The sequence below is a fragment of the Glycomyces terrestris genome (genome assembly GCF_003933745.1).
GTDB lineage: Bacteria > Actinomycetota > Actinomycetes > Mycobacteriales > Micromonosporaceae > Glycomyces > Glycomyces terrestris.
On the sequence record NZ_RSEB01000002.1, the window covers coordinates 254,205 to 275,030 of the forward strand.

21 protein-coding genes are annotated in these 20,826 nt (G+C 73.4%); 11 read left to right on the top strand and 10 right to left on the bottom strand.

What is annotated here, in order from left to right:
* Positions 1–9: 9 nt before the first annotated feature.
* From EIW28_RS06750 to EIW28_RS06760, 3 genes are read right to left on the bottom strand one after another with little or no spacing between them, the layout of a single operon-like run.
* Complete coding sequence (locus EIW28_RS06750; protein ID WP_125246961.1) at positions 10–1,254, bottom strand: hypothetical protein; 1,245 nt, start codon at positions 1,252–1,254, stop codon at positions 10–12.
* Entirely contained in the window at positions 1,251–2,630 is a 1,380-nt protein-coding gene (locus EIW28_RS06755) for a hypothetical protein (RefSeq protein WP_125246962.1), read from the bottom strand. Before EIW28_RS06755 ends, EIW28_RS06750 begins: the two co-directional genes overlap by 4 nt.
* Complete coding sequence (locus tag EIW28_RS06760) at positions 2,627–4,285, bottom strand: Wzz/FepE/Etk N-terminal domain-containing protein (protein WP_125246963.1); 1,659 nt, start codon at positions 4,283–4,285, stop codon at positions 2,627–2,629. Before EIW28_RS06760 ends, EIW28_RS06755 begins: the two co-directional genes overlap by 4 nt.
* 191 nt (positions 4,286–4,476) lie before the next feature.
* On the opposite strand from EIW28_RS06760, the gene EIW28_RS06765 reads away from it, so the two are divergent.
* Entirely contained in the window at positions 4,477–6,459 is a 1,983-nt protein-coding gene (locus tag EIW28_RS06765; RefSeq protein WP_125246964.1) for a glycosyl hydrolase, read from the top strand.
* 7 nt (positions 6,460–6,466) lie between these two features.
* On the opposite strand, the gene EIW28_RS06770 is transcribed toward EIW28_RS06765, so the two are convergent.
* Genes EIW28_RS06770 through EIW28_RS06780 form a run of 3 tightly spaced genes read right to left on the bottom strand, consistent with a single transcriptional unit; the run spans position 6,467 to position 7,836 of the window.
* Positions 6,467–7,048: a DNA-3-methyladenine glycosylase gene (locus EIW28_RS06770; protein WP_125246965.1), complete on the bottom strand. Its 582-nt coding sequence runs from the start codon at positions 7,046–7,048 to the stop codon at positions 6,467–6,469.
* On the bottom strand, positions 7,045–7,587 hold the full coding sequence (locus EIW28_RS06775) for a DUF3515 family protein (RefSeq protein ID WP_125246966.1): 543 nt from the start codon (positions 7,585–7,587) through the stop codon (positions 7,045–7,047). Before EIW28_RS06775 ends, EIW28_RS06770 begins: the two co-directional genes overlap by 4 nt.
* Positions 7,588–7,596: 9 nt before the next feature.
* A complete protein-coding gene (locus tag EIW28_RS06780) occupies positions 7,597–7,836 on the bottom strand; it encodes an Lrp/AsnC ligand binding domain-containing protein (RefSeq protein ID WP_125246967.1) in 240 nt (79 codons plus the stop codon).
* Positions 7,837–7,981: 145 nt separating this feature from the next.
* Here EIW28_RS06780 and EIW28_RS06785 point away from each other — a divergent pair, with 145 nt between their 5' ends.
* On the top strand, positions 7,982–8,932 hold the full coding sequence (locus tag EIW28_RS06785) for a thiamine-phosphate kinase (protein ID WP_232013829.1): 951 nt from the start codon (positions 7,982–7,984) through the stop codon (positions 8,930–8,932).
* A gap of 74 nt (positions 8,933–9,006) precedes the next feature.
* Here EIW28_RS06785 and rpmB read toward each other — a convergent pair whose 3' ends face one another.
* On the bottom strand, positions 9,007–9,198 hold the full coding sequence (rpmB, locus tag EIW28_RS06790; RefSeq protein ID WP_030157716.1) for a 50S ribosomal protein L28: 192 nt from the start codon (positions 9,196–9,198) through the stop codon (positions 9,007–9,009).
* A gap of 273 nt (positions 9,199–9,471) precedes the next feature.
* Between rpmB and EIW28_RS06795 the strand changes: the two genes are divergently transcribed.
* The 9 genes from EIW28_RS06795 to rnc all read left to right on the top strand — a co-directional run bounded on the left by EIW28_RS06795 (position 9,472) and on the right by rnc (position 18,117).
* Positions 9,472–10,734, top strand: coding sequence for a hypothetical protein (locus EIW28_RS06795; RefSeq protein ID WP_125246969.1), 1,263 nt, complete (start codon positions 9,472–9,474; stop codon positions 10,732–10,734).
* A 74-nt stretch (positions 10,735–10,808) separates the two neighbouring features.
* Positions 10,809–12,410 (top strand): DAK2 domain-containing protein, encoded by a 1,602-nt coding sequence (locus EIW28_RS06800; RefSeq protein ID WP_197717128.1) that lies wholly within the window; start codon positions 10,809–10,811, stop codon positions 12,408–12,410.
* The gene (gene recG, locus EIW28_RS06805; protein ID WP_125246970.1) at positions 12,407–14,599 is read left to right on the top strand and encodes an ATP-dependent DNA helicase RecG; all 2,193 of its coding nucleotides are present in this window, start codon (positions 12,407–12,409) and stop codon (positions 14,597–14,599) included. The genes EIW28_RS06800 and recG overlap by 4 nt, the downstream gene beginning before the upstream one ends.
* Positions 14,600–14,630: 31 nt before the next feature.
* Entirely contained in the window at positions 14,631–15,188 is a 558-nt protein-coding gene (rsmD, locus tag EIW28_RS06810) for a 16S rRNA (guanine(966)-N(2))-methyltransferase RsmD (protein ID WP_125246971.1), read from the top strand.
* Positions 15,185–15,676 (top strand): pantetheine-phosphate adenylyltransferase, encoded by a 492-nt coding sequence (gene coaD / locus EIW28_RS06815; protein ID WP_125246972.1) that lies wholly within the window; start codon positions 15,185–15,187, stop codon positions 15,674–15,676. The genes rsmD and coaD overlap by 4 nt, the downstream gene beginning before the upstream one ends.
* A gap of 62 nt (positions 15,677–15,738) precedes the next feature.
* Positions 15,739–16,251: a hypothetical protein gene (locus EIW28_RS06820; protein WP_125247541.1), complete on the top strand. Its 513-nt coding sequence runs from the start codon at positions 15,739–15,741 to the stop codon at positions 16,249–16,251.
* Between the two features lie 366 nt (positions 16,252–16,617).
* Entirely contained in the window at positions 16,618–17,187 is a 570-nt protein-coding gene (locus EIW28_RS06825; protein ID WP_125246973.1) for a YceD family protein, read from the top strand.
* A 27-nt stretch (positions 17,188–17,214) separates the two neighbouring features.
* Positions 17,215–17,388, top strand: a complete 174-nt coding sequence (gene rpmF / locus EIW28_RS06830; RefSeq protein ID WP_125246974.1) for a 50S ribosomal protein L32 — start codon at positions 17,215–17,217, stop codon at positions 17,386–17,388.
* 12 nt (positions 17,389–17,400) lie between these two features.
* The gene (rnc, locus tag EIW28_RS06835; RefSeq protein WP_125246975.1) at positions 17,401–18,117 is read left to right on the top strand and encodes a ribonuclease III; all 717 of its coding nucleotides are present in this window, start codon (positions 17,401–17,403) and stop codon (positions 18,115–18,117) included.
* A gap of 50 nt (positions 18,118–18,167) precedes the next feature.
* Here the strand turns inward: rnc and mutM are convergent, their stop codons facing one another.
* The 3 genes from mutM to EIW28_RS06850 form a co-directional block, all read right to left on the bottom strand.
* Positions 18,168–18,998, bottom strand: coding sequence for a bifunctional DNA-formamidopyrimidine glycosylase/DNA-(apurinic or apyrimidinic site) lyase (gene mutM, locus EIW28_RS06840; protein ID WP_125246976.1), 831 nt, complete (start codon positions 18,996–18,998; stop codon positions 18,168–18,170).
* Between the two features lie 25 nt (positions 18,999–19,023).
* Positions 19,024–19,647, bottom strand: coding sequence for a helix-turn-helix transcriptional regulator (locus EIW28_RS06845; RefSeq protein ID WP_232013890.1), 624 nt, complete (start codon positions 19,645–19,647; stop codon positions 19,024–19,026).
* A gap of 179 nt (positions 19,648–19,826) precedes the next feature.
* Positions 19,827–20,567: a CAP domain-containing protein gene (locus tag EIW28_RS06850; RefSeq protein WP_125246978.1), complete on the bottom strand. Its 741-nt coding sequence runs from the start codon at positions 20,565–20,567 to the stop codon at positions 19,827–19,829.
* Positions 20,568–20,826: the final 259 nt, after the last annotated feature.

The window sequence follows — 20,826 nt, forward strand, 5'->3', positions numbered from 1 at the left end:
CCTTGCCGCTCAACAGGAGCCGTCGGTGGAGCCGGCCTGCGCGGTCCGCTGGCGGGCGATGTGGCGCAGCAGGGTCGGCAGGAGCCAGCGGCCGAGGGCCCCCAGCGCCGCCCCGGCGCGCTCGGCCTGGTCGCCCATGTAGCGGGCGGCGAGGTCCACGAGGTACAGCAGCGCGGTCGGCTCGGCCTCCCCGGGCGCGACCCCCATGGGGGCCAGGATCTGGGGCGCGTCGGCGACGAGGCCGAGGACGGCCGTCGTCGGGTCGGTCCCCTTGGTCACGATGTCGTCCTGGAGCCGGTAGTGGACGGCGTCGAAGCCGTAGGGCACGCCGGTCTCGAACCGCTCGAGGTCCCACAGGTAGACGAGGTCCTGGGTCTCGCGGGTGTTCCACGGGGCCCAGTCGCCGTGCCAGGCGCCGAACGTCATCGTGGCGGACCCGTACCGGTCCAGGAGCGCCTCCCCGGCGGTCTGGAGCGTGTCGGCGTCGGTCTCGCCGCGGTCGGTGAGGGCCTTCAGGCGCGTGCGCAGCCGCGCCGCGTAGTCGGACTCGCCGAGCGGGAACCGCGAGGTGCCGCACGCGTCGGCGAGCTCGCGCATCGCGGCGGTGCGGCGGGCCGGCCCGAGGTCGGCGGGCGCCTCCCACGCGGGGAGCGCCGAGCACACCATGAGGTTGTGCCCGTTCCAGTTCCCCGCGTGCAGGAGCGTGGGCACGCGCAGCAGCTTGAGGTCGCAGAACTCGCTCAGGCGCTTGGTGGCGGCCGTCTCGGCGTCCACGAGCTCGCGGGTGAGCGCGTTGACGCCGAGCTTCGCGAATGCGACGGTGTTCGCGTCCCCGTCGAGGATCTGGAGCACCGGCTTGCGGTTCGCCCGCGCCGGTCCGATGTGGATGCTCAGGTGCACCTCGTGGCCGAGGACCGCGGCCAGGTGGTCGTCGATGCCCTCGCCGCCGCCGGCCTTGACGCGGTGCGGCAGCAGCATCCGGTCGAGGCCGAGGCGCAGCGCCAGGACGGCGGCGTCGCGCTTGATGCGGGCCCCGCGCGCGGCCGGGCGCGAGTACCGGGCCAGGGCCGCCGCGGCGACCTTCCGGTCGGCGGCCGGGATGAGCACGCGCGGCTTGCGGCGCCCGGGCACCACGATGTACGGCCGCGCGGGCGCGTCCCCGGCGCTGCCGCCGGGGTAGAGCTGGTCCACCACCTCCGTCAGGTACGTGGCCCGCCTGCGCAGGTCGTCGGCGGTCTTCAAGGCTCGACTCATCGGTTCTCCGTCTCTGTGCCCTGGGCGTCGGGCGCTGGTGTGCTGTTGGCGGCGAGGAGGACGTAGCTGAGCAGGGTGAGCAGGAGGGGGGTGACGAGCGCGTTGTAGTAGAACATCGTCAGCAGCGAGAAGCCGACGACCGCGCTGCCGGCGATCCCGATCGCGGAGTGGTCCCGGCGGAACCGCCACAGCACCGCGAGCGCGAACCCGAGGTACGTGACGGCGCCGGCGATGCCGTGGGCGAACAGGACCTGCCACAGCTGGCCGTTCCCGCCGAGGGTGCGCCCGCCGCAGCGGGGGCACTCGGGGGTGGGGCCGACGGCGATCGACTCGCCGGAGCCGAGGGTCTTCCTGGTGGAGCCGAACCCGATCACCGGCGAGTGTTCGACGACGAGCTCGGTGGCGCGCTCGGAGGAGAACGCCCGGCCCTCGTCGGAGTGGCCGTTGTCCATGCGGGCCTGGACGACCGTCCCCAGAGGCGTGAGGACGACGAGGAGGACCGCGGCGGCTCCGGCCCCGCCGAGGGCGAGCATCCCGCCGGGCCGGCCCGAGACGAGGAGCCGCAGCGCGGTGAAGACCGCGATGGCGGCCAGGCCCAGCCACAGGCCCCGGTTCATCGAGTACACCGCGGGGACGAGCGAGACGGCCAGCAGCGCCACGGCCGCGACCCGCCACCGCGTGCGCAGCGGGAAGCAGAACGCGGCGACGGTGAACCAGACGGCGGTGATCGCGAAGTTGTTGCCCCACGTGTTCGTGTAGCCCCACGGCGCGGCCGGGCGCGGCGTCTCGTAGCCGAGGAAGTCCATCGTCTGCGCCGCCGCCGGGTGCACGAGCGACTGCACGAAGCCGTCCTTCGCCACGGCCTTCGGGAGCAGCGCCTCCACGGGGGAGGTGTACTCGAAGCCGCCGAAGAAGGTGCCGAGCAGCCCGCCCGCCACGGTGACGGCGAACAGCCACGCGAGCAGCCGGACCAGGTGCTCGCGGCGCATCCGCCCTTCGAGGACGAGGTTGTACGCCCACAGCGCGATGAGCGTGACGCAGCAGTAGAACCCGAACCGGTACGTGGCCCCCGGGAGGCTGGAGACGAACGTCTCCGGGACCACGCCGGGCGGGTCGACGCCGAGGTTCGCGAGGCTGAGCACCACCGCGAGGAGGAACAGCAGCCACCAGCCGAACGCGGGCGGGACCGCGATCGACTTGCGCCGCACGAGCTTCACGGCCGCGACGGCGGCCACGAACGGGATCGCGAGGACGCCGAGGCCGAGCGCCCACCACAGCGGGTAGGCCGCCAGCAGCCACGTCAGCGAGCCGCCTTCGCCCCGGTCCGTCGCAACGCGCGGTCTGCCGGCCGAGCGGGCGGCCGCGAGCAGCGTCATCGCGGCTCGGCGGCCGGGGCCGCCGACGGCACGGCGTCGACAGCCGGAATGACCTCGGTCGCGTCCTCGACGGGTTCGAGCGAGTCGGTCGGCGTCTCGTCCGCGGACGGCGCCGGCCTGGCGGTGAGCTCGCGGCGCGCGGTCGGCAGGGGCACGGTGTTCATCGGCCCGAGCGCGCCCGGGAGCAGGACCGCGCCGAGCAGCGGCGTGTCGATCTGGCGCATGGCGACCGCGGCGGCCGCGGTCTCGCCGATCGCGTCGCGCTGCGACTGGACGGCGAGGATCACGGCGTCGGCGTGCCCGGCGAGCAGCTGGGCGTCGGCGGAGCACGACAGCGGCGGCGCGTCGACGACGACGAACCGGCCGGCCTCGGCGAGCTTCGCGAACGTCTCGGCGGCGGCCTCGCTGGTGGGCCCGGCCGCGCGCGCGGCGGCGCCGGGGCCGATCACCGACAGGCTCGGCTGCCGCGGCGCGGCCTGCACGGCCTCGGCGAGGTCGATCCGGCCCGACCAGGCGTCCGCGAGCCCGGGCACCGGGTCGGTGCCGAACAGCTCGGGCAGGCCCACGGTGGTGCTCGGGTTGGCGGCGACGGCCGTGACGCGGTCGCCCGCGCGGGCCATCGCGGTGGCGAGGTTCGCGGCGACGACGCTCGCGGCCGGTCCGGGCGCGACCCCGGCGACGACGATGACGCGCTGCTCGCGGGTCAGCTGGGAGGCGACGATGTTCCGCAGCTGCGAGAACACGCGCCCGCCGGGGCTGTAGGCGCCGAAGACCTCGCGGCGCTGGAACTTCACGGCCGGCGGCACGGAGGCGAGCACGTCGAGCTCGCACCGGTCGACGAGGTCGGCCGGGTAGGACACCTTGCGCGCCAGGCGGTGCCGCGCCCACGCGAGCATGAGCCCGAGCGGGAGCCCGGCGCCGATCGCGGCGGCGAGGTTGAACATCGCGTTCGGGCTGACCGGGGCCTGCGGCAGCGACGCCTGGTTGATGACCCGGCCCGGTGAGACGGCCTCGGCCTGGGCCTGGAGGCCCGCGACCGCCGCCTCGATCTCGGCCGCGCGGCTCTGGAGGTCCTGGAGGTCGGACTCGAGCCCGGCGCGGCCGCCCTCGCCCGCGTCGAGGCCGTCGAGCCGGTCCTCGGCCGCCTCGATCTCGGTGGTCACCGTCTCGAGCTCGACGGCCGCGGCGGCGATCTCCCGCTCGATGGACGCGGTGGCCCCGGCGAGCCGGTGCGCGAGGTACGCCTCGCTGAACGCGACGGTGCCCTCCTGCGCGGCCTGCGGCGTGCCCGCCTTGAAGCTGATCTCGAGCACCGCGGTGTTCGGCGGCACGGTGACCGACACCTGCGAGACGAGGTCGGCGGCCGGGTCGGCCCCGAGCGCCGCGGCGGCGGCCTCGGCGACCTCGGTGGACTTGACCAGCTGCGCCTCGGTGTCCAGGTTGACCTGTCCGGCGGTGCGGGCCCCCTGGACCTCCGTGTCGCCCGCGGTCGGGAGCACGAGGACCGAGGCGGTCGACTCGTAGACCTCCTGGCTCAGCTCGGTGTAGGCCACGCCGGCGGCGAGCGCCGCGGCGACGGTGCCGGCGACGAGCCACCAGGAGCGGCGGACGATGACGCCGTAATCGGCGAGCGTGCGGGCGGCAGGGGTCCTCAACGCGAAGCCCTTTCTCGTTCTAGGGATCTCGAATGAGTAACGAGCGATGTGTCCCTCAGGTGACGGCCGCGCCGCGCCGCGCGCGACGGGGGTTGTATTCGGGAGAGGAGACGAGTAGAAACCAATTTGTTCGCTAATATGGTGATTCGCAATATTGAGTCCGGATCACATTGGACGGAAGAAGGTGGACGATGAGCGGCACCGACGCGCGGCAGCGCCTTCCGCTCGCGACCGGCCGCGGGATCGTGACCGTGCTCGCGGTCCTCCCGCTGGTCCTGGCGGGATTCGTCATCGGCTACGGGGTCGGCTCGGGCGACGGCCGCTTCGGCGACGCCGTCCGCGAGGCGTGGGAGGGCGGCGACGGCGCGGTCGACCACCGGCCCCTCGCGGCCTCCTTCACCGCGACCGGGGTCGCGGGCCGCGCGCCCGACGCGCCCGCCGTGCTGCCCGTCGGCTACTCCGACGACCTCGGCATCGCGGTGACCCACCTCCAGTTCGCGGTCGACGAGTCCACGGTCCGGCCCGCGCACACCGCCGAGCTGCGCCTGCCGGTCGCCGTCCCGCCGGACTCCGAGGGCATGACCGTCGAGGTCGCCTCCGTCCACCCGGTCAGCTGCCTGTGCTCGCTCACCGCCGCCACCGCACCGCCCTACGGCACCGTCTGGGACGCCGTCGAGGTCGACGCCGCGACGACCGAGATCGTCTTCGACGTCACCGGCGCGATCAACGCCCCCGGCCGGTACGGCTTCGCCGTCACCAGCCCCGACCGCAAGGCCTACCTCGAACTCGAAGGCGCCGAGTACGACGCGGGCCCGGCCCTGCGCACGGTGTCCGAACCGGACGCCCCGACCGGGCCGCTCCCGCCGACCGCGCCGGGCGACCCGACGACCGCGCCGCCGACGGACCCGCCGAGCACCGACGCGCCCTCCGCCGCCCCGTCCGATCCGCCGGCCACCACCGATCCGGCTACCGACCCGGCGCCCGCGTCCGGCGACCCGGCGAGCCCGGCCGCGCCGCCCGCCACCACGTCACCCGCCACCGAGCCGCCGACGGCCGAGCCGCCGACGACCGCGCCGCCAACGACCGCGCCGACCGGCCCGCCCGCCGACCCGTTCGACCCGGCCGCCTCGCCCAGCCCGTCGACCGACCCGTCCGCGGTCCCCGGCCTCCCGGCCGCCGAGCCGACCGAGCCGCTGCCCGAGTCCGGCCAGTCCGAGGACCAGCTGAGCGTCTGCACCACCGGCGACAAGCTCGTCCCGACGTGCGGCGCCCTCGTCGGCGTCGCCCCGGCCGCGCACACCAGCAAGGTCAAAGAGGACGAGCTCCTCGCCTTCGAGGAGCGCGTCCAGCACACGCAGCAGATCTACCACGCCTACGAGCGCGGCGACGACCGCCTGTTCCCGACCGACGCGCAGATCGCGCTCACCCGGGACCCCGAGCGCCCGCGCACGCTCTTCATCAACTGGAAGCCGCGCATGGCCTCCTGGGCCGAGATCGCCGCCGGCGACCCCGAGGTCGACGCCTACCTCGACCGGCTCGCCGCCCACATCACCGCGAACTTCGACAAGCCGTTCTTCTTCACCGTCCACCACGAGCCCGAGAACGACGTGATCCAGCGCGCCGGCTCCGGCATGGAGCCCGGCGACTACGCGGACATGTTCCGGTACGTCGTCGAGCGCCTGCGCGCCAACGGCGTCGACAACCTCGTGTCCGTCATGAACTACATGGGCTACCTCAAGTGGGTCGAGAAGCCCTGGCACGACCAGCTGTACCCGGGCGACGACGTCGTCGACTGGATCGGGCTCTCCGGCTACGGCCAGTCCCTCCACGACGACGGCCGCTCCGACTTCGGCGAGATCGTCGACCAGACCAAGGGCGACACCGCCTGGCCCGGCTTCTACCACTGGGTCGCCAAGGAGCACCCGGACAAGCCGATGATGCTCGCCGAATGGGGCGTCTTCCACGAGGAGGAGTACCCCGACCACCAGACCGCGGTCTTCCAGGCCGCCCGCTACCAGATGGCCCACTACCCGCGCCTGAAGGCCATCGTCTACTTCGAGACGCCCGCGGACTCCAACGGCGGCAGGAACTCCGAGATCCACCGCGACGAAGGCGCCCTGGAGGCGTTCCGGGCCCTGATGCGCTCGCCGTTCTTCGACGTCCGCCTCGAGTAGCCCGCCGTCACCCGGCTCCGGGGGCCTTCGGGTGCCGCTTGTACGGCGACACGAACCGGTCCCCGGGGATCGCGAACCGCCACGCGGTGTCCGCGGCCTTCATGATGCCGGTGCGCGGGCCCGCCACCGACGCCGTCGGCGCGCCCGCGCGGACCGCGCCGACCATGTCGCGGCCGTCGTCCGACCGGTCCCAGCCCATCGCCTGCGCCAGCCGCGCCGGGCCCCGCGCCAGGTCCCGGTCCGGCACGCGCTCGCCTCGCCGGGCGCGCGCCAGCGCCTCGCCCTCGACGACCTCGCCGGCGCGCAGCAGCACCGCCGCGCCCGCGCCGTCCTCGCCGCACACCAGGTTCGCGCAGTAGTGCATCCCGTAGGTGAAGTACACGTACAGGAACCCGGCCGGACCGAACATCACCGCCGTGCGCTTCGTCGGCCCGCGGAAGGAGTGCGAGGCCGGGTCGTCCTCGCGGTACGCCTCGACCTCCGTCAGCCGCACCGACACGCCGTTCGCGGTCACGATGCAGCCCAGCAGCTCCGGGGCCACCACGACCGGGTCCCGGGCGAAGAACGACCGGTCGAGCGGACCGCTCACGCGCACCCGGTCGGCGCGTCCGCGGCCGCCGGGACCTTCTCGGCGATCGCCTTCGACAGGTCGTTGAGCACGTCCACCGGCTGCTCGTTCTCCTCGGGGACGCGCACCGCGACCGGCACCTGCCGGTCCAGCGTCGTCCACTCCAGACCCTCTTCGTCCGAGTGCCAGCAGACCCCGTTGAGCTTGTACACCGCCGCGGTGTCGGCGACCGCGACCGCCTCGGCCCCGCACGTCGCCACCGTCGCCGGGTCGCCGTACGCGAGCACCGACTCCGCCGCGCCCTCGCCGCCCTCGACCGGGCGCGCCTCCAGGCCCCCGGCCGTGTCCGGCGCGGTCGCCGTCAGCGCCAGGCACACCACCGCGTCCTCGTCGTTCAGCTCCGGCACGGTCACCGTCACCGGCGACAGGTCCGCCTGCACCAGGTCCGAGTGCTCCTCGGCCGCGGGCGCCATCGCGTTGTAGATGAGCACGCCCGCGACGGCCGCCACCGGCACCGCCACGGCGGTCGCGATGACCGCCGGAAGCCTCGACTCGCCCACGGGCCCTCCTCAGATCTCGAGGATCGAACAGGTCAGCGTGCGGGTTATGCCCGCCACCCGCTGGACTCTACTCACCACCGCGTGCCCGAGCGGGTCGCCGGTGGACGCCTCGGTGAGCACGACCACGTCGTACGGGCCGGTCACGGCGTCGACCCTGACCACGCCCTCGATCTCGGACACGGCCTCGCTCACCGGGCCGGCCATCCCGACCTCGGTCTGGATCAGCATGTACGCCTGCACCTGCGCCATCACAGGCCACCTCCCCCGCGCGGCGAGGAGCGGACGGTGTGGGGCCGCACCCGACACGGGCGGGCCTGACCGCTTCCCGTTCGCCTCTGAGCGAAGATTACCGAGTGATCCACCGACCTTCAAGCGACCGAGGAATGATCCGACCGTGAGCGAGACCGTCGCCGAGGTCGGCGAATTCCGCCTGATCGAGCGCTTCACCCGGCACTTCGGCACCACCGACGCGGTGCTGCTCGGCCCCGGCGACGACGCCGCCGTGGTCGCCGCCCCCGACGGCCGGGTCGTCGCCTGCACCGACATGCTCGTCGAAGGCAACCACTTCCGCCGCGACTGGTGCTCCGCGGCCGACGTCGGCCACAAGGCCGCCGCCGTCAACCTCGCCGACGTCGCCGCCATGGGCGCCCGGCCCACCGCGCTCCTCGCCGCCGTGTGCGCGCCCCAGGACACGCCCGCCGAATGGCTCGAAGGGCTCGCCGCCGGCCTCGCCGACGAGGCCGCCGCGGTCGGCGCCGCCGTCGTCGGCGGCGACACCACCCGCGGCGACCAGCTGACGATCACCGTCACCGCCCTCGGCGACCTCGAAGGCCGCGCCCCCGTCACCCGCGGCGGCGCGCGCCCCGGCGACGTCATCGCGCTCGCCGGCAAGGTCGGCTGGGCCGCCGGCGGCCTGAACGTCCTCTCCCGCGGCTTCCGCTCCCCGGGCGCCCTCGTCGGCGCCTACCGCCGGCCGCAGCCGCCGTACGCGGCCGCCCGCGACGCCGCCCTCATGGGCGTCAACGCCATGATCGACGTCTCCGACGGCCTCCTCGCCGACCTCGGCCACATCGCGACCGCCTCCGGCGTCGCGATCGACGTCGACACCGCGGCGCTCCCGGTCCCCGAGGCGATGCGCAACGCCGCCGAAGCCCTGGGCTCCGACGCCCGCCGCTGGCTCCTCACCGGCGGCGAGGACCACGCGCTGGCCGCGGCGTTCCCGGCCGACGTGCTCCTGCCCGAGGGATGGCGGCGCATCGGATCGGTCGCCGAGGGCGCGGGCGTCACCGTCGACGGCCGCCGCTGGACCGGCCCGACCGGCTGGGACCACTTCGCGACCGCGTGAGCGCCGGTTCTCGGACACGACGAAGCGCCGCCGGGGCCGAGCCCCGGCGGCGAAAGTCTTCTCGGCGTCAGCCCTTAGCGGGTGACCTTGCCGGCCTTGATGCACGAGGTGCAGACCTTGGCGCGGCGCTTGTTGTCGCCGGAGCCAGTCGCGATGCGGATGGTCTGCAGGTTCGGGTTCCAACGACGACGGGTCTTCTTGTGGGACCACGGGACGTTGTTGCCGAAGCCCGGGCGCTTGGCACAGACTTCACACACGCTCGACATAATCCAAAACTCCTGCTTGACGTTCATTCGACCCGCCTGACGGCGGGCAACCCGGTAATTCTAACGGACCCGGATGACCCCTGCCCATGCAGGTCGGGGGACCTGCGCCACAGCCGCTGCGGCGCGTCCTTCGAGGACGCCCGGCCACCGCTCTGTACTGTGGCGGCTGCCGCGGTCGGCTACCGTCGGTGACTCTAGGATGGGCGTTGATCCCGTAGGCTGGCCGCATACAGATGATGTGCCGATGCCCATAGCTTCTTTGGTGAGTCGAACATGAGCAACACCCCGCAGCAGCCCGCCGACGGTTGGCAGTCCCCGCAACAGCCCCCGGTGTACCGGCCCAACGAGCAGCCCCCGGAGGAACCCCCGCCGTGGTCGCCGGAGAGCCAGCGGATGTCGGGGATGAGCCAGCAGCAGCCGGGGCCCGGCCCGGTCGAGGCCGACGGGACCGTGAAGTACGTCGGCGGCCCCGGCCAGCCGTCGCCGCCGCCGTTCGGCCCGCCGCCGGGCGTGCCGATCTCCCCGTTCGACCAGCCCTCCCAGCCCCCGCAGCAGATGTCCCCCCAGATGCCGCAGCAGATGCCCGCGGCCGACCCGTTCGGAGGCGGCGGCGGGGTGCCGGTCTCCGGGATGCCGGTCTCGGGGATGCCGCCGGTCTCGTCGATCCCGGCCTCGGGCATGCCGGTCTCGGGTCCCGCGGGGCAGTACGGCCAGCAGCCGCCGTACGGCCAGCCGCCGTTCGGCGGGGGCCAGTTCGGCCCCCAGGGCGGCCAGCTCGTGCCCGTCTCCGGAGGCGGCGGCGGGGCGCAGCCGTGGGGCGCGCCCGACACCATCAAGCGCAAGAAGAAGGGCGGCAAGGGCCCGATGTGGCTCTTGATCGTCGGCGTCGTCGTCATCGCGATCGCCCTCGGCGTGGGCGGGTTCTTCCTGTTCAGCCCCGGCGGCGACCCGAGTGACGAGCAGACCGGCACCATCGAGAGCAACTCGCAGGAGGCCGAGACGAGCGCCGAGGCGTCCGCCGACCCGTCGGCCACCGGTGAGGCGTCGGCGTCCCCGAGCGCGGAGGCCACCTCCGAGGCCCCCGCCGAGACGCCGGCCGCGACCACGGTCCTCGCGAACGAGGGCTCGGGCCTGAGCATCCTCGTCCCCGAGGGCTCCGCCGAGGCCACGAGCCCGCCCGCGGTGTTCACCGACGTCACCGGCAGCACCCTGGCCGGCGGCCCGACCGTCTACTTCGGCACCCTCGACAGCGCCGCGATCGGCGCCGGCGAGGACGTCAACGTCGAGGCCCTCGGCGCGAACCTCCAGAACCTCGCCGCCGAATGGGCCGGCGGCGCGGCCGAGAGCCCCAGCGGCGGCCAGTACCGCGTCGACGCCCGCTCGGCGTACTTCAACACGTTCACCGTCGGCGGCAACACGGTCATGACCGCGGTCGTCCAGAACGGCGGCGCCTACGTCGGCTTCGTCGGCCTGGCCACGCCCGAGCAGGTCGAGGCCCTGGAAGCGGCCCGCGCCAGCATCAGCTTCGGCCCCTGATCCGGCGACCTCCGGGGGAGGAGGCGGCACCGACGGGTACCGCGTCCTCCCCCGGAGGCGTATCCTCATGGCCCGTGGTGGAAATCCCTGAGACCGGACGCCAGGCCCTCGACGCCGACATCATGCGCGAGTGGGCCGCGCGCGGCATCGACACGTTGACCCGCCACCGGCGCGGCGTCGACGAGCTCAACGTGTTCCCCGTCGCCGACTCCGACACCGCGACGAACATGGTCGCGACCCTCCAGGCCGCGTTCCAGGGCGGCACCCCCGGCCTCGGCCTCGAGGCGCTCCTCGACGAGGCCGCCGGGCGGGCCCTGCTCTCCGCCCGCGGAAACTCCGGGGTGATCCTCGCCCAGATGCTCCGCGGCCTCGCCGACGTCTGGAACGCCGACGCGGTCGACGCGAAGGGCTTCGCCGCGGGCCTGCGCGCCGCCACCGACGCCGCCACCGGCGCGGTCGCCGTCCCGATGGCCGGCACCATCCTCACCGTCGCCGAGGCCGCCGCGAGCGCCGCCGGGAAGGCCGCCCCGTTCGGCCTCGTCTCCGCGGCCCGCGCCGCCGCCGAAGGCGCCGCCGAAGCGGTCGCCGCGACCCCCGGGCAGCTCCCGGCGCTCGCCCGCGCCGGCGTCGTCGACGCCGGCGGGCTCGCCCTCGCGCTGCTCCTCGAAGCGCTCGTCGAGACCCTCACCGGCTCCGTTCCCACCGGCGCCCTCGACCTCCTCGAACGCCACCGCGTGCGCGCGGTCGAGGAGACCGAGCAGGTCCCGCGCGAGACCGGCTCCGAGGTCTACGGCTACGAAGTCCAGTACCTCCTCGAAGCGAACGCCGCCGCCGCCTCCGAGCTGCGCCACCGGCTCACCGACCTCGGCGACTCCGTCGTCATCATCGGCTCCCGCGCCGCCCGCGACGTCACCACCTTCAACGTCCACGTGCACGTCAACGACATCGGCGCGGCCATCGAGGCCGGCATCGAACGCGGCCGCGTCCACCGGATCTCCGTCACCCGCTTCGCCGACGGCGCCGCCCACGCCCACCCCGCCCCGCCCGGGCCGCCCGCCGAGCCGCGCGAGCGCGCCGTCGTCGTGGTCACCGCCGCCGCCACCGTCCGCGACCTCCTCGCCGGCGAAGGCTGCCGCACCGCGACCGCCGCCACCGTCGCCGACGAGCTCGCCGCCGCCCGCGACGCCGGCGCCCGCAGCGCCGTCGTCCTCGCCGACACCCACGACGCGGCCCGCACCGCCCGCAGGGCCGCGCAGAACACCCGCCGCGACGGCTTCCGCGTCTCCGTCATCCCCACCGCCGCCGTCGTGCAGAGCCTCGCCGCGGTCGCCGTCCACGACCCCGAGCGGCACTTCGACGACGACGTCACCGCCATGGCTGAGGCGGCCGCCGCCTGCCGCACCGGCGAGGTCCGCGAACGCGACGGCGGCTTCGCCGTCCTCGTCGGCGGCGAGGCCGTCGCCGCCGCCCCCGACGCGGCCGCCGCCGCCCGCGACCTCGCCGACCGCCTCTGCGCCGCCGGCGCCGAACTCCTCACCGTCCTCCCCGGCGGCGGTTCGAACACCGGGACTGTCACAGCCCTGAGTCATCATGTGCGCGAGGCGTGGCCGACCGTGGAGATCCAGCAGTTGCCCGCCGGAGACGACGAACCGCTGCTGCTGATCGGAGCCGAATGAGCGTAAGGCTGGAGACCCGGCTGCGCGAGGTCCTGGGCAAGAAGACCGCCGAGGCCCTCGCCGACGGACTGGGCCTCGAAACCGTCGGTGACCTCCTCGGCCACTACCCGTTCCGCTACGCGCAGCGCGGCGAGCGCACCGACCTCGCCTCGCTCGGGATCGGCGACGACGTCACCGTCGCCGCCCAGGTGCGCGCCGCCGTCAAGAAGACCTTCACGCCCCGCGGCGGCAAGGGCGCCCGCGGCCGCGGCGGCCGCGGTGAGCTCCTCGAGGTCATCGTCGCCGACGAGGCCGGGCGCACCCTCACCCTCACGTTCTTCAACCAGGGCTGGCGCGCCAAGGAGCTCGTCGCCGGCCGCTGGGGCCTCTTCGCCGGCAAGGTCGCCCAGTTCCGCGGCCGACTCCAGCTCAACTCGCCCCAGTACCAGCTCCTCGCCGAGGACGCCGCGGACCCCGCGAGCGCGATCGAGGAGTTCGCCGGGACCCTCATCCCCGTCTACCCGGCCACCGCCGAACTCCCGACCTGGAACGTCGCCAAGGCCGTCCACACCGTCCTCGGCCTCGTCCCCAGCCCGCCCGACCCGCTCCCCGCGCCCCTGCGCGAGCGGCTCGGCCTCCTCGACTACGGCACCGCGCTCCGCCAGATCCACCGCCCCGACTCCCACGAGTACCTCGGCGCCGCCAAGAAGCGCCTCAAATGGCAAGAGGCCCTGGTCATGCAGACCGTCCTCGTGCGCCGCAAGGCCGAGTCCGCCGGCGAGGCCGCCGACCCGTACCCGCCCGGCGGCGCGATCCTCGACGCCTTCGACGCCCGCCTCCCCTTCGACCTCACCGCCGGCCAGCGCCAGGTCGGCGCCGAGATCGCCGCCGAACTCGCCCGCGAGCACCCCATGCACCGCCTCCTCCAAGGCGACGTCGGCTCCGGCAAGACCCTCGTGGCCCTGCGCGCGATGCTCCAGGTCGTGGCCCACGGCGGCCAGGCCGCGCTCCTCGCCCCCACCGAGGTCCTCGCCGCCCAGCACCACCGCTCGATCGCCGAGATGCTCGGCGACCTCGCCGCAGGCGGCCAGCTCGGCGCCCCGCCCGAGGCCACCCAGGTCGTGCTCCTCACCGGCTCGGCCACCGCCGCCCAGCGCCGCCCCGTCCTCGACGCCGTCACGACCGGCGCGGCCGGGATCGTCATCGGCACCCACGCGCTCCTGTACGACGGCGTCGACTTCGCCAACCTCGGCCTCGTCGTCGTCGACGAGCAGCACCGCTTCGGCGTCGAACAGCGGGACGCCTTGCGCGCCAAGGCGAAGAAACCCCCGCACACGCTCGTCATGACCGCCACCCCGATCCCGCGCACCGTCGCCATGACCGTCTACGGCGACCTGGAGACCAGCCGCCTCACCGAGCTCCCGGCCGGCCGCAGCCCCATCGCCACCCACGTCGTCCCCTACACCGACCAGCGCTGGATGCAGCGCACTTGGACCCGCATCCGCGAAGAGGTCGCCGCCGGACGCCAGGCCTACGTGGTCTGCCCGCGCGTCGGCGGCGCCGACCAGGACGCGGACGACGCCGGCGCGAGCGACAAGCGGCCCCCGCTCGCCGTCACCGACGTCATCGAGGAACTGCGCGCCAACCAGCTCCACGGCCTGCGCCTGGGCCTCCTCCACGGCCGCCTCGACCCCGACGAGAAGGACCGCGTCATGCGCGCCTACGCCGCCGGGGACCTCGACGTCCTGGTCGCCACCACCGTGATCGAGGTCGGCGTCAACGTCCCCAACGCCACGGCCATGGTCGTCCTCGACGCCGAGCGCTTCGGCATCTCCCAGCTCCACCAGCTCCGCGGCCGCGTCGGCCGCGGCACCCACCCGGGCCTGTGCCTGCTCGTCTCGGAGGCGTTCGAGGGCTCGCCCTCGCGCGAGCGCCTCGACGCGGTCGCCTCGACCACCGACGGGTTCGCGCTGGCCGAGCTCGACCTGGAGCAGCGCCGCGAGGGCGACGTCCTCGGCGCGGCCCAGTCGGGGATGAAATCGCACGTCAAGCTGCTGTCGCTGCTGAAGGACGCCGACATCATCGCGGCCGCGCGGGCCGAGGCGACGGCCCTCGTCGAGGCCGATCCGCGGTTGGAGCGGTTCCCGGCGTTCGCGGCGCTCGTCGACGACCTCGCCGCCGACCGGGGCGAGTTCCTCGAGAAGGGCTGAGGCGGCCGGCGCGGACTAGACTTGGGCCCAAATGACTAGGATCATCGCCGGCAGCCTCAAGGGCCGCCGCCTCGCCACGCCCCCGGGGGACCGCACCCGGCCGACCTCGGACCGGGTCCGCGAAGCGCTGTTCAACTCGCTCGCGCCCGGCGGCGACCTCGACGGGCTCCGCTTCGCCGACCTGTACGCCGGCTCCGGCGCGGTCGGGATCGAGGCGCTCTCGCGCGGCGCGTCCGCGGCCCTGTTCGTCGAGTCGCACGCGCTCACCGCGAAGCTCCTGCGCCGCAACCTCGCTGACCTCGGCGTCGCCGGCGGCGACGTGATCTGCGCCCCGGTCGAGAAGGCCCTCCAGCAGTCCCCGGCCGAGCCGTACGACATCGTCTTCGCCGACCCGCCGTACGCCGTCACCGACGCCGCGGTCGCGGGGGTCCTCGAAGCCCTGGTCGAACAGGGTTGGCTCGCCCCGGACGCCGACGTCGTCGTCGAGCGCGGCGGCAAGGACGCGTCCGTGCCGTGGCCGCCGAAGATCGCAGAAGACCGCGTCCGTCGTTACGGCACGACGGCTCTTTGCTACGGTCACGCCCTGTGAAACCTGAAGCCCGAATCGCCGCCTGCTCCGGGTCATTCGATCCGGTGACGTACGGTCATCTCGACATCTTCGCGCGCGCCGCCCAGCTGTACGATGAAGTCTGGGTCGCGGTCTTCCACAACGCTTCCAAGAACGCGCTCTTCAGCGTCGAGGAACGGGTGGAACTCCTCAAAGAGACCACGGCGGACCTGCCGAACGTTCGAGTCGCGTCCTTCCAGGGACTGGTGGTCGACTTCTGCCAGAAGCACGGCGCCGCGGTGCTCGTCCGAGGCGTCCGCGCGGCCTCCGACTTCGACTACGAACTTCAGATGGCCCAGATGAACTACGGGCTGGCGGGCATCGAGACGGTGTTCATCCCGACCAACCCCCTGTACTCGTTTCTGTCGTCCTCGATGGTCAAGGACGTCACGAAATGGGGCGGCGACGTCTCCTCGCACGTGCCCGAGATCGTCCAATCGCGACTGATCGAGCGCTTGCGGCAGGAATAGCCGCAGTTTCCACCCTCATACGGGACAATGTCCCCATGACAGACATCGACGGGAGCAAATCGGTGGGTGCGCTCGACCGGATCGAAGAGATCATCGCCTACGTGGAGCAGGCCAAGGCCGTGCCCATGTCCCGGGCCTGCAAAGTCGACCGGGCCGAGATGATCGCCATGCTCGAGGAGCTGCAGAACGAACTCCCCGGCGACCTCCGGCGCGCCGAGGCGATGCTCCAGGAGCGCGACAGCATCATCAACGCCGGCGAGCGCGAGGCCGAGCGGATCATCGCCGAGGGCGAGTCCGAGCACGCGCGCCTGGTCTCCCGCCACGAGATCACGGTCTCGGCCGAGCACGAGGGCAACCGCATCATCGCGGAGGCCCGCGGCGAGGCCCAGCGCCTGCGCGACGAGGTCGACGAGTACGTCGACACCACGCTCGCGAACTTCGAGCAGTTCCTGCACCGCGCCCTCTCGGGCGTCGAGCGCGGCCGCGACAAGATGCACACCCTCCGCGAGATCGGCAGCTTCGCGCCCACCCAGCAGGAGCAGTTCGAGGACGAGAAGCCGCTGCCGCAGATCTAGCGGCGGCGCGGCCGGCCCCGGGCCGAAGTGCCCGGCCGCGGGCGCGCCGCCGGTCTCGGAGGCGCCGCGTGTCCGACCGGCTCCGGAGGCGGTCACGAGCGCGACCGGCTCCGGTGGCGGGCCCGGCGCGCGGCGCGGCCCGCGCGGGGCCGCGGCGGCGGGGCAGGCTCCTCCCGGGTGGGAGGGTAGGTCGCCAGCCTGGCGCGGGGGTGCGACAGTCCGGGGCCCGATCGGGCCCGGGTATCGCTGAGATCACGTCCTCACTCGGCTCCGGCCTGGGTTGGGACCCGCGCCGGGTCTCGGGTAGCATTACCGGTCGGCCTCGATCGAGGCGCATCTCCCTGACCGAAGGACCGCAGTACACCCATGACGACGACCGCTCCTGATCCCGCCGCGCCGCTGGTGTTCGACACCGCGGAGCTCGGGCGCAGCTCGGGCACGACGATGCACGTCGCGCGCGAGGTCCCGGCACCCGCCGGGCTCGGTCTCGCGGGGTACGCCGTCCCCGAGTCGTCCCCGCTCGAGCTCGACGTCCACCTGACCGCGGTCAGCGAGGGCGTCCTCGCCGACGGCGAGGTCGCGGCGGTCGCCGAGGGCGAGTGTGCGAGGTGCCTCGCACCCGTGCAGGACGCCCTCAGGGTCCGGGTGCAGGAGCTGTACGCTTATGAAGGCTCCGTCACCGATGCGACCACCGAGGCGGACGAGATTCTGCGGCTCAGTGGGGACCTGCTCGATCTGGAGCCCGCGGTTCGGGACGCGCTGGTGCTGGCGATGCCGGTCACCCCGCTGTGCCGACCTGACTGCCCGGGGCTGTGCGCCGATTGCGGCGTCCCCTGGGACGAACTGCCCGACGACCACGTTCACGAGACCGTGGACCCCCGTTGGGCGGGTTTGGAGAAGCTTCGGCTCGCCGACACCGACGGCGAATCGAAATAGCACAGCGAATAAGTATGGAGTTCTGAAGTGGCTGTTCCGAAGCGTCGTATGTCGCGCAGCAACACCCGGCACCGTCGGTCGCAGTGGAAGGCGACGCCGATCCAGCTGGTCGAGTGCCCGCAGTGCCACGCCAAGAAGCGCGGCCACCAGGTCTGCGAGGTGTGCGGCACGTACAAGGGCCGCCAGGTCCTCGAGGTCTAAGACCTCCCGCTTATGGGCGACAAGGCAGTACAACATTTCGAAGCGGTGTTCGGGGTCAGCGATATCGACCCCGAACTGCTGCGTCTCGCCCTGACGCACCGGTCGTACGCCTACGAGCACGGCGGGCTGCCCACGAACGAGCGCCTGGAGTTCCTCGGGGACTCCGTGCTCAGCCTCGTGGTGACCACCGCGCTCTACCGGAACCACCCCGAGCTGCCCGAGGGGCAGCTCGCGCGCCTGCGCGCGTCGGTGGTCAACATGAAGGCGCTGGCCGGCGTGGCGCGCCGCATGGGCGAGGGCGGCATCGGCCCGCACCTCCTGCTCGGCAAAGGCGAGGAGACCTCCGGCGGTCGCGGCAAGAACTCGATCCTGGCGGACGCGGTGGAGGCGCTGCTCGGTGCGGTCTACCTCCAGTACGGGGTCGAGGTCGCCAAGCGGGTGGTGCACCACTTCTTCGACCCGCTCATGGAGGCCGCGGCCGGGCAGGGCGCGGCCCTGGACTGGAAGACCAGCCTCCAGGAGCTGACGGCCGACTCCGGTCTCGGCGTGCCCGAGTACCGGATCACCGAGTCCGGCCCGGACCACGCGAAGGAGTTCACGGCCTGGGCCGTGGTCGCTGGCGAGGAGTTCGGCGAGGGCACCGGCGGTTCCAAGAAGGACGCCGAGCAGATCGCCGCGAAGCTCGCCTGGCAGGTGCTCTCCGAGCGCCTCGGCGTGAAGCAGCGGTAAGACTCGCAGCGAGGGGCGGCACCGGCTTTCCGGTGCCGCCCCTCGCTGCGCTACCGCTGACACTTCGGGCAGTAGTGCGCGGACCGGTCGCCGATGACTTCGCGGACGATCGCGGTGCCGCAGCGCCGGCACGGCTGGCCGGCGCGGCCGTAGACGGCGAGTTCGCGGGCGAAGTACCCGGCCTCGCCGCGCGCGTCGACGTAGAGCTCGTCGAAGGAGGTGCCGCCGACCGCGAGGGACTCGGTGAGGACGTCCGCGACGTGGCCGAGGAGTTCGAGGGCCTTGCGCTTCGAGAGCGAGTCGCCGGTGCGGCGGCCGCGGAGGCGGGCGCGCCACAGGGCCTCGTCGGCGTAGATGTTCCCGACGCCGCTGATCCAGCCCTGGTCGAGCAGGGCCTTCTTGACCTCGATGCGGCGCTTGAGGAGCCGCTCGGCGCTCGCGGCGGCGTCGAACGCGGCCTCGAAGACGTCCGGGGCGATGTGGCCCACGGTCTTCGGCACCGCGCCGTCCATGTCGGACAGCTCCCAGTACCCGAAGGTCCGCTGGTCGATGAACCACAGCTCGCGCGCGTCGGCGAACGTCATGCGCCCGCGCAGGTGCTTGTGGGCCTCGCGGCCGTCGGTGACGACGTGGAGCTGGCCGCTCATGCCGAGGTGGCAGATGAGCGCCCTGCCGTCGTCGAGGGCCAGCCACATGAACTTGCCGCGGCGGCCGGTCCCGGTGACCTCCAGGCCCTTGAGGCTCGCCTGGAAGTCGGCGACCCCGGGCGCGTGGCGGCGCACGGTCCGCGGGTTGTAGACCTCGACGGCGCTGATGCGTCCGCCGCGGAAGGCCGCGTCGACCCCGCGGCGGACCGTCTCGACTTCGGGGAGTTCTGGCACGTTTCAAGTATGCCCGGGAGCGGCCCTAACTGAGCTGCGGGTGCTGCTCCCTGACGGTGTCGACGCCGTAGTTGATCGCGAAGGCGATCGCGGCGAGGCGCGAGTTCACGCCGAGCTTGCCGAGCACGTTCTGCACGTGCGAGCGGACCGTGGACACCGAGACGCCCATCTGGCTCGCCATGTGGCTGGTCGGCTCGCCGCGCACGATGCGGCGCAGCACGTCGTCCTCGCGCGGCGTCAGGTGGTGCGCGAGTTCGAGCGCGTCCTGGTCGCCCAGGAGGGGCGCGGGCTGGAGCGCGGCGCGCAGCAGCTGCGGGTCGTAGTAGGGCGGGCTCGCCAGGCCGGCGTCGATGGCGCGGAGCAGGTCGGCCGGGAGGATGTGCGTGTTCGCGATGCCCGCGGCCGACACGGAGACGGCCTTGCGGAGCACCGAGCCGTCCTCGCGGTCGGTGATGAGGAAGACCGGCCGCTTGCAGTCGGTCAGGACCCGGTTCCGGGAGACCGCCTCCAGAGCGACCAGGCAGCAGTCGATCTGCGCGTCGGCGGCGGCGAGCGCCTTGGCGCTGCGGGCCTCGATGGGAAGGTCGCCGCGTCGGAGGAGCAGGGGTCGGATGCTGGCGGAGAAGACCTGATTCGGGTCGTACAGCATGACACGCACGGTGGCACCTCATCCTTCGGGTGTTCTTCGGTCGCCTCCCCAGATGCGCGCCCTTCAGGCGGCCACCCCAGCATGACTGTTGGTAATCGTCCAGTCCAGCGTTGAGTCGGATGGACGACAGTACGCGGTGAAAGCGCGGTTCACCTGCGATAATGCGGGGCCTGCGGTCGTCAGCCGAACATCTGCACCCAGTAGATGGTGCCGTCCCGGTCGTGCGCGCCGATGCCGATCACGTCGTAGTCGCAGTTGAGGATGTTCGCGCGGTGGCCCTCGGAGTTCATCCAGCCCTCCATGACCGCCGCGGCGTCGGGGTAGCCGTACGCGATGTTCTCGCCGACGCCGCCCTCGTACCCCTGCTCGTTCGCCCGGTCGGTGGGGGAGCGGCCGTCCTGCGAGGTGTGGTCGAAGTAGTCGTTGACGGCCATGTCCTCGGCGTGGAGGCGCGCCGCGGTGTCGAGGCGCGAGTCGCGGGACAGGTCGCCGCAGCCGTTCTCGGCCCGCCGGTCGTTGACGATGGCGAGGACCTCGGCTTCCGCGTCCGCGTGCGGCGCGTCGCTCCCGCCCTCGTCCTCGCCGCCGCCCGAGCCGCCGCCGTCGCCCTCGTCCTCCGCCGCGCTGGTGGTCTCCTCGGCCGCCTCGGTGGTCGGCTCCTCCTCGGCCTCCTGCGGGAGGATCTCGGCCTCGTCGAGGTCGGCGAGCGGCGCTGCCGTCGGCGACTCCTCGGCCGTCTCCGATGCCTCGGCGCTGGTGGTCGGGTCCGCGACGGCGACCTCGGTCCCGTCCAGTGGCGATCCGACCGCCCACAGTGAGGTCGCGCCCGCCGCGAGGCCGAACGAGGCCAGGATGGCGATGAACATCCGGCGCGTGCTCTCGGCGGGGTCGCGGTGGCGCCCGCCCTGGAGTCTTCGCATGGGGGTACGGCTCCGTCGCGGGGGTGAAATACACGGGGGTAGTTCGCGTTTCCCGGGGACCCTACCAGGTTCCCGCGCGCCGCGCACTGAGCGGCGCGTGAGCGTGCGCCTACGATGCGCGCCACACCGGTGTGACCCCCGTCGAATCTCCAGGGCAAAGCATGTGCAAAGCTTGACGAAGACCGCCGGAAAGGCGGAAGATAGTGGGTGACGGCCAGTGTTCACGAGCCGTGCTCCACTGGTCCGGCAAGGGGCAATC

Coding starts and splice junctions, on each gene's coding strand:
- EIW28_RS06845 (WP_232013890.1), bottom strand. CDS start 19,647: ATGCTGTACGACCCGAATCAGGTCTTCTCCGCCAGCATCCGACCCCTG.
- EIW28_RS06780 (WP_125246967.1), bottom strand. CDS start 7,836: ATGGCGCAGGTGCAGGCGTACATGCTGATCCAGACCGAGGTCGGGATG.
- EIW28_RS06765 (WP_125246964.1), top strand. CDS start 4,477: ATGAGCGGCACCGACGCGCGGCAGCGCCTTCCGCTCGCGACCGGCCGC.
- EIW28_RS06750 (WP_125246961.1), bottom strand. CDS start 1,254: ATGAGTCGAGCCTTGAAGACCGCCGACGACCTGCGCAGGCGGGCCACG.
- recG (WP_125246970.1), top strand. CDS start 12,407: ATGAGCGTAAGGCTGGAGACCCGGCTGCGCGAGGTCCTGGGCAAGAAG.
- EIW28_RS06755 (WP_125246962.1), bottom strand. CDS start 2,630: ATGACGCTGCTCGCGGCCGCCCGCTCGGCCGGCAGACCGCGCGTTGCG.
- EIW28_RS06825 (WP_125246973.1), top strand. CDS start 16,618: ATGACGACGACCGCTCCTGATCCCGCCGCGCCGCTGGTGTTCGACACC.
- EIW28_RS06795 (WP_125246969.1), top strand. CDS start 9,472: ATGAGCAACACCCCGCAGCAGCCCGCCGACGGTTGGCAGTCCCCGCAA.
- rnc (WP_125246975.1), top strand. CDS start 17,401: ATGGGCGACAAGGCAGTACAACATTTCGAAGCGGTGTTCGGGGTCAGC.
- EIW28_RS06850 (WP_125246978.1), bottom strand. CDS start 20,567: ATGCGAAGACTCCAGGGCGGGCGCCACCGCGACCCCGCCGAGAGCACG.
- rsmD (WP_125246971.1), top strand. CDS start 14,631: ATGACTAGGATCATCGCCGGCAGCCTCAAGGGCCGCCGCCTCGCCACG.
- rpmB (WP_030157716.1), bottom strand. CDS start 9,198: ATGTCGAGCGTGTGTGAAGTCTGTGCCAAGCGCCCGGGCTTCGGCAAC.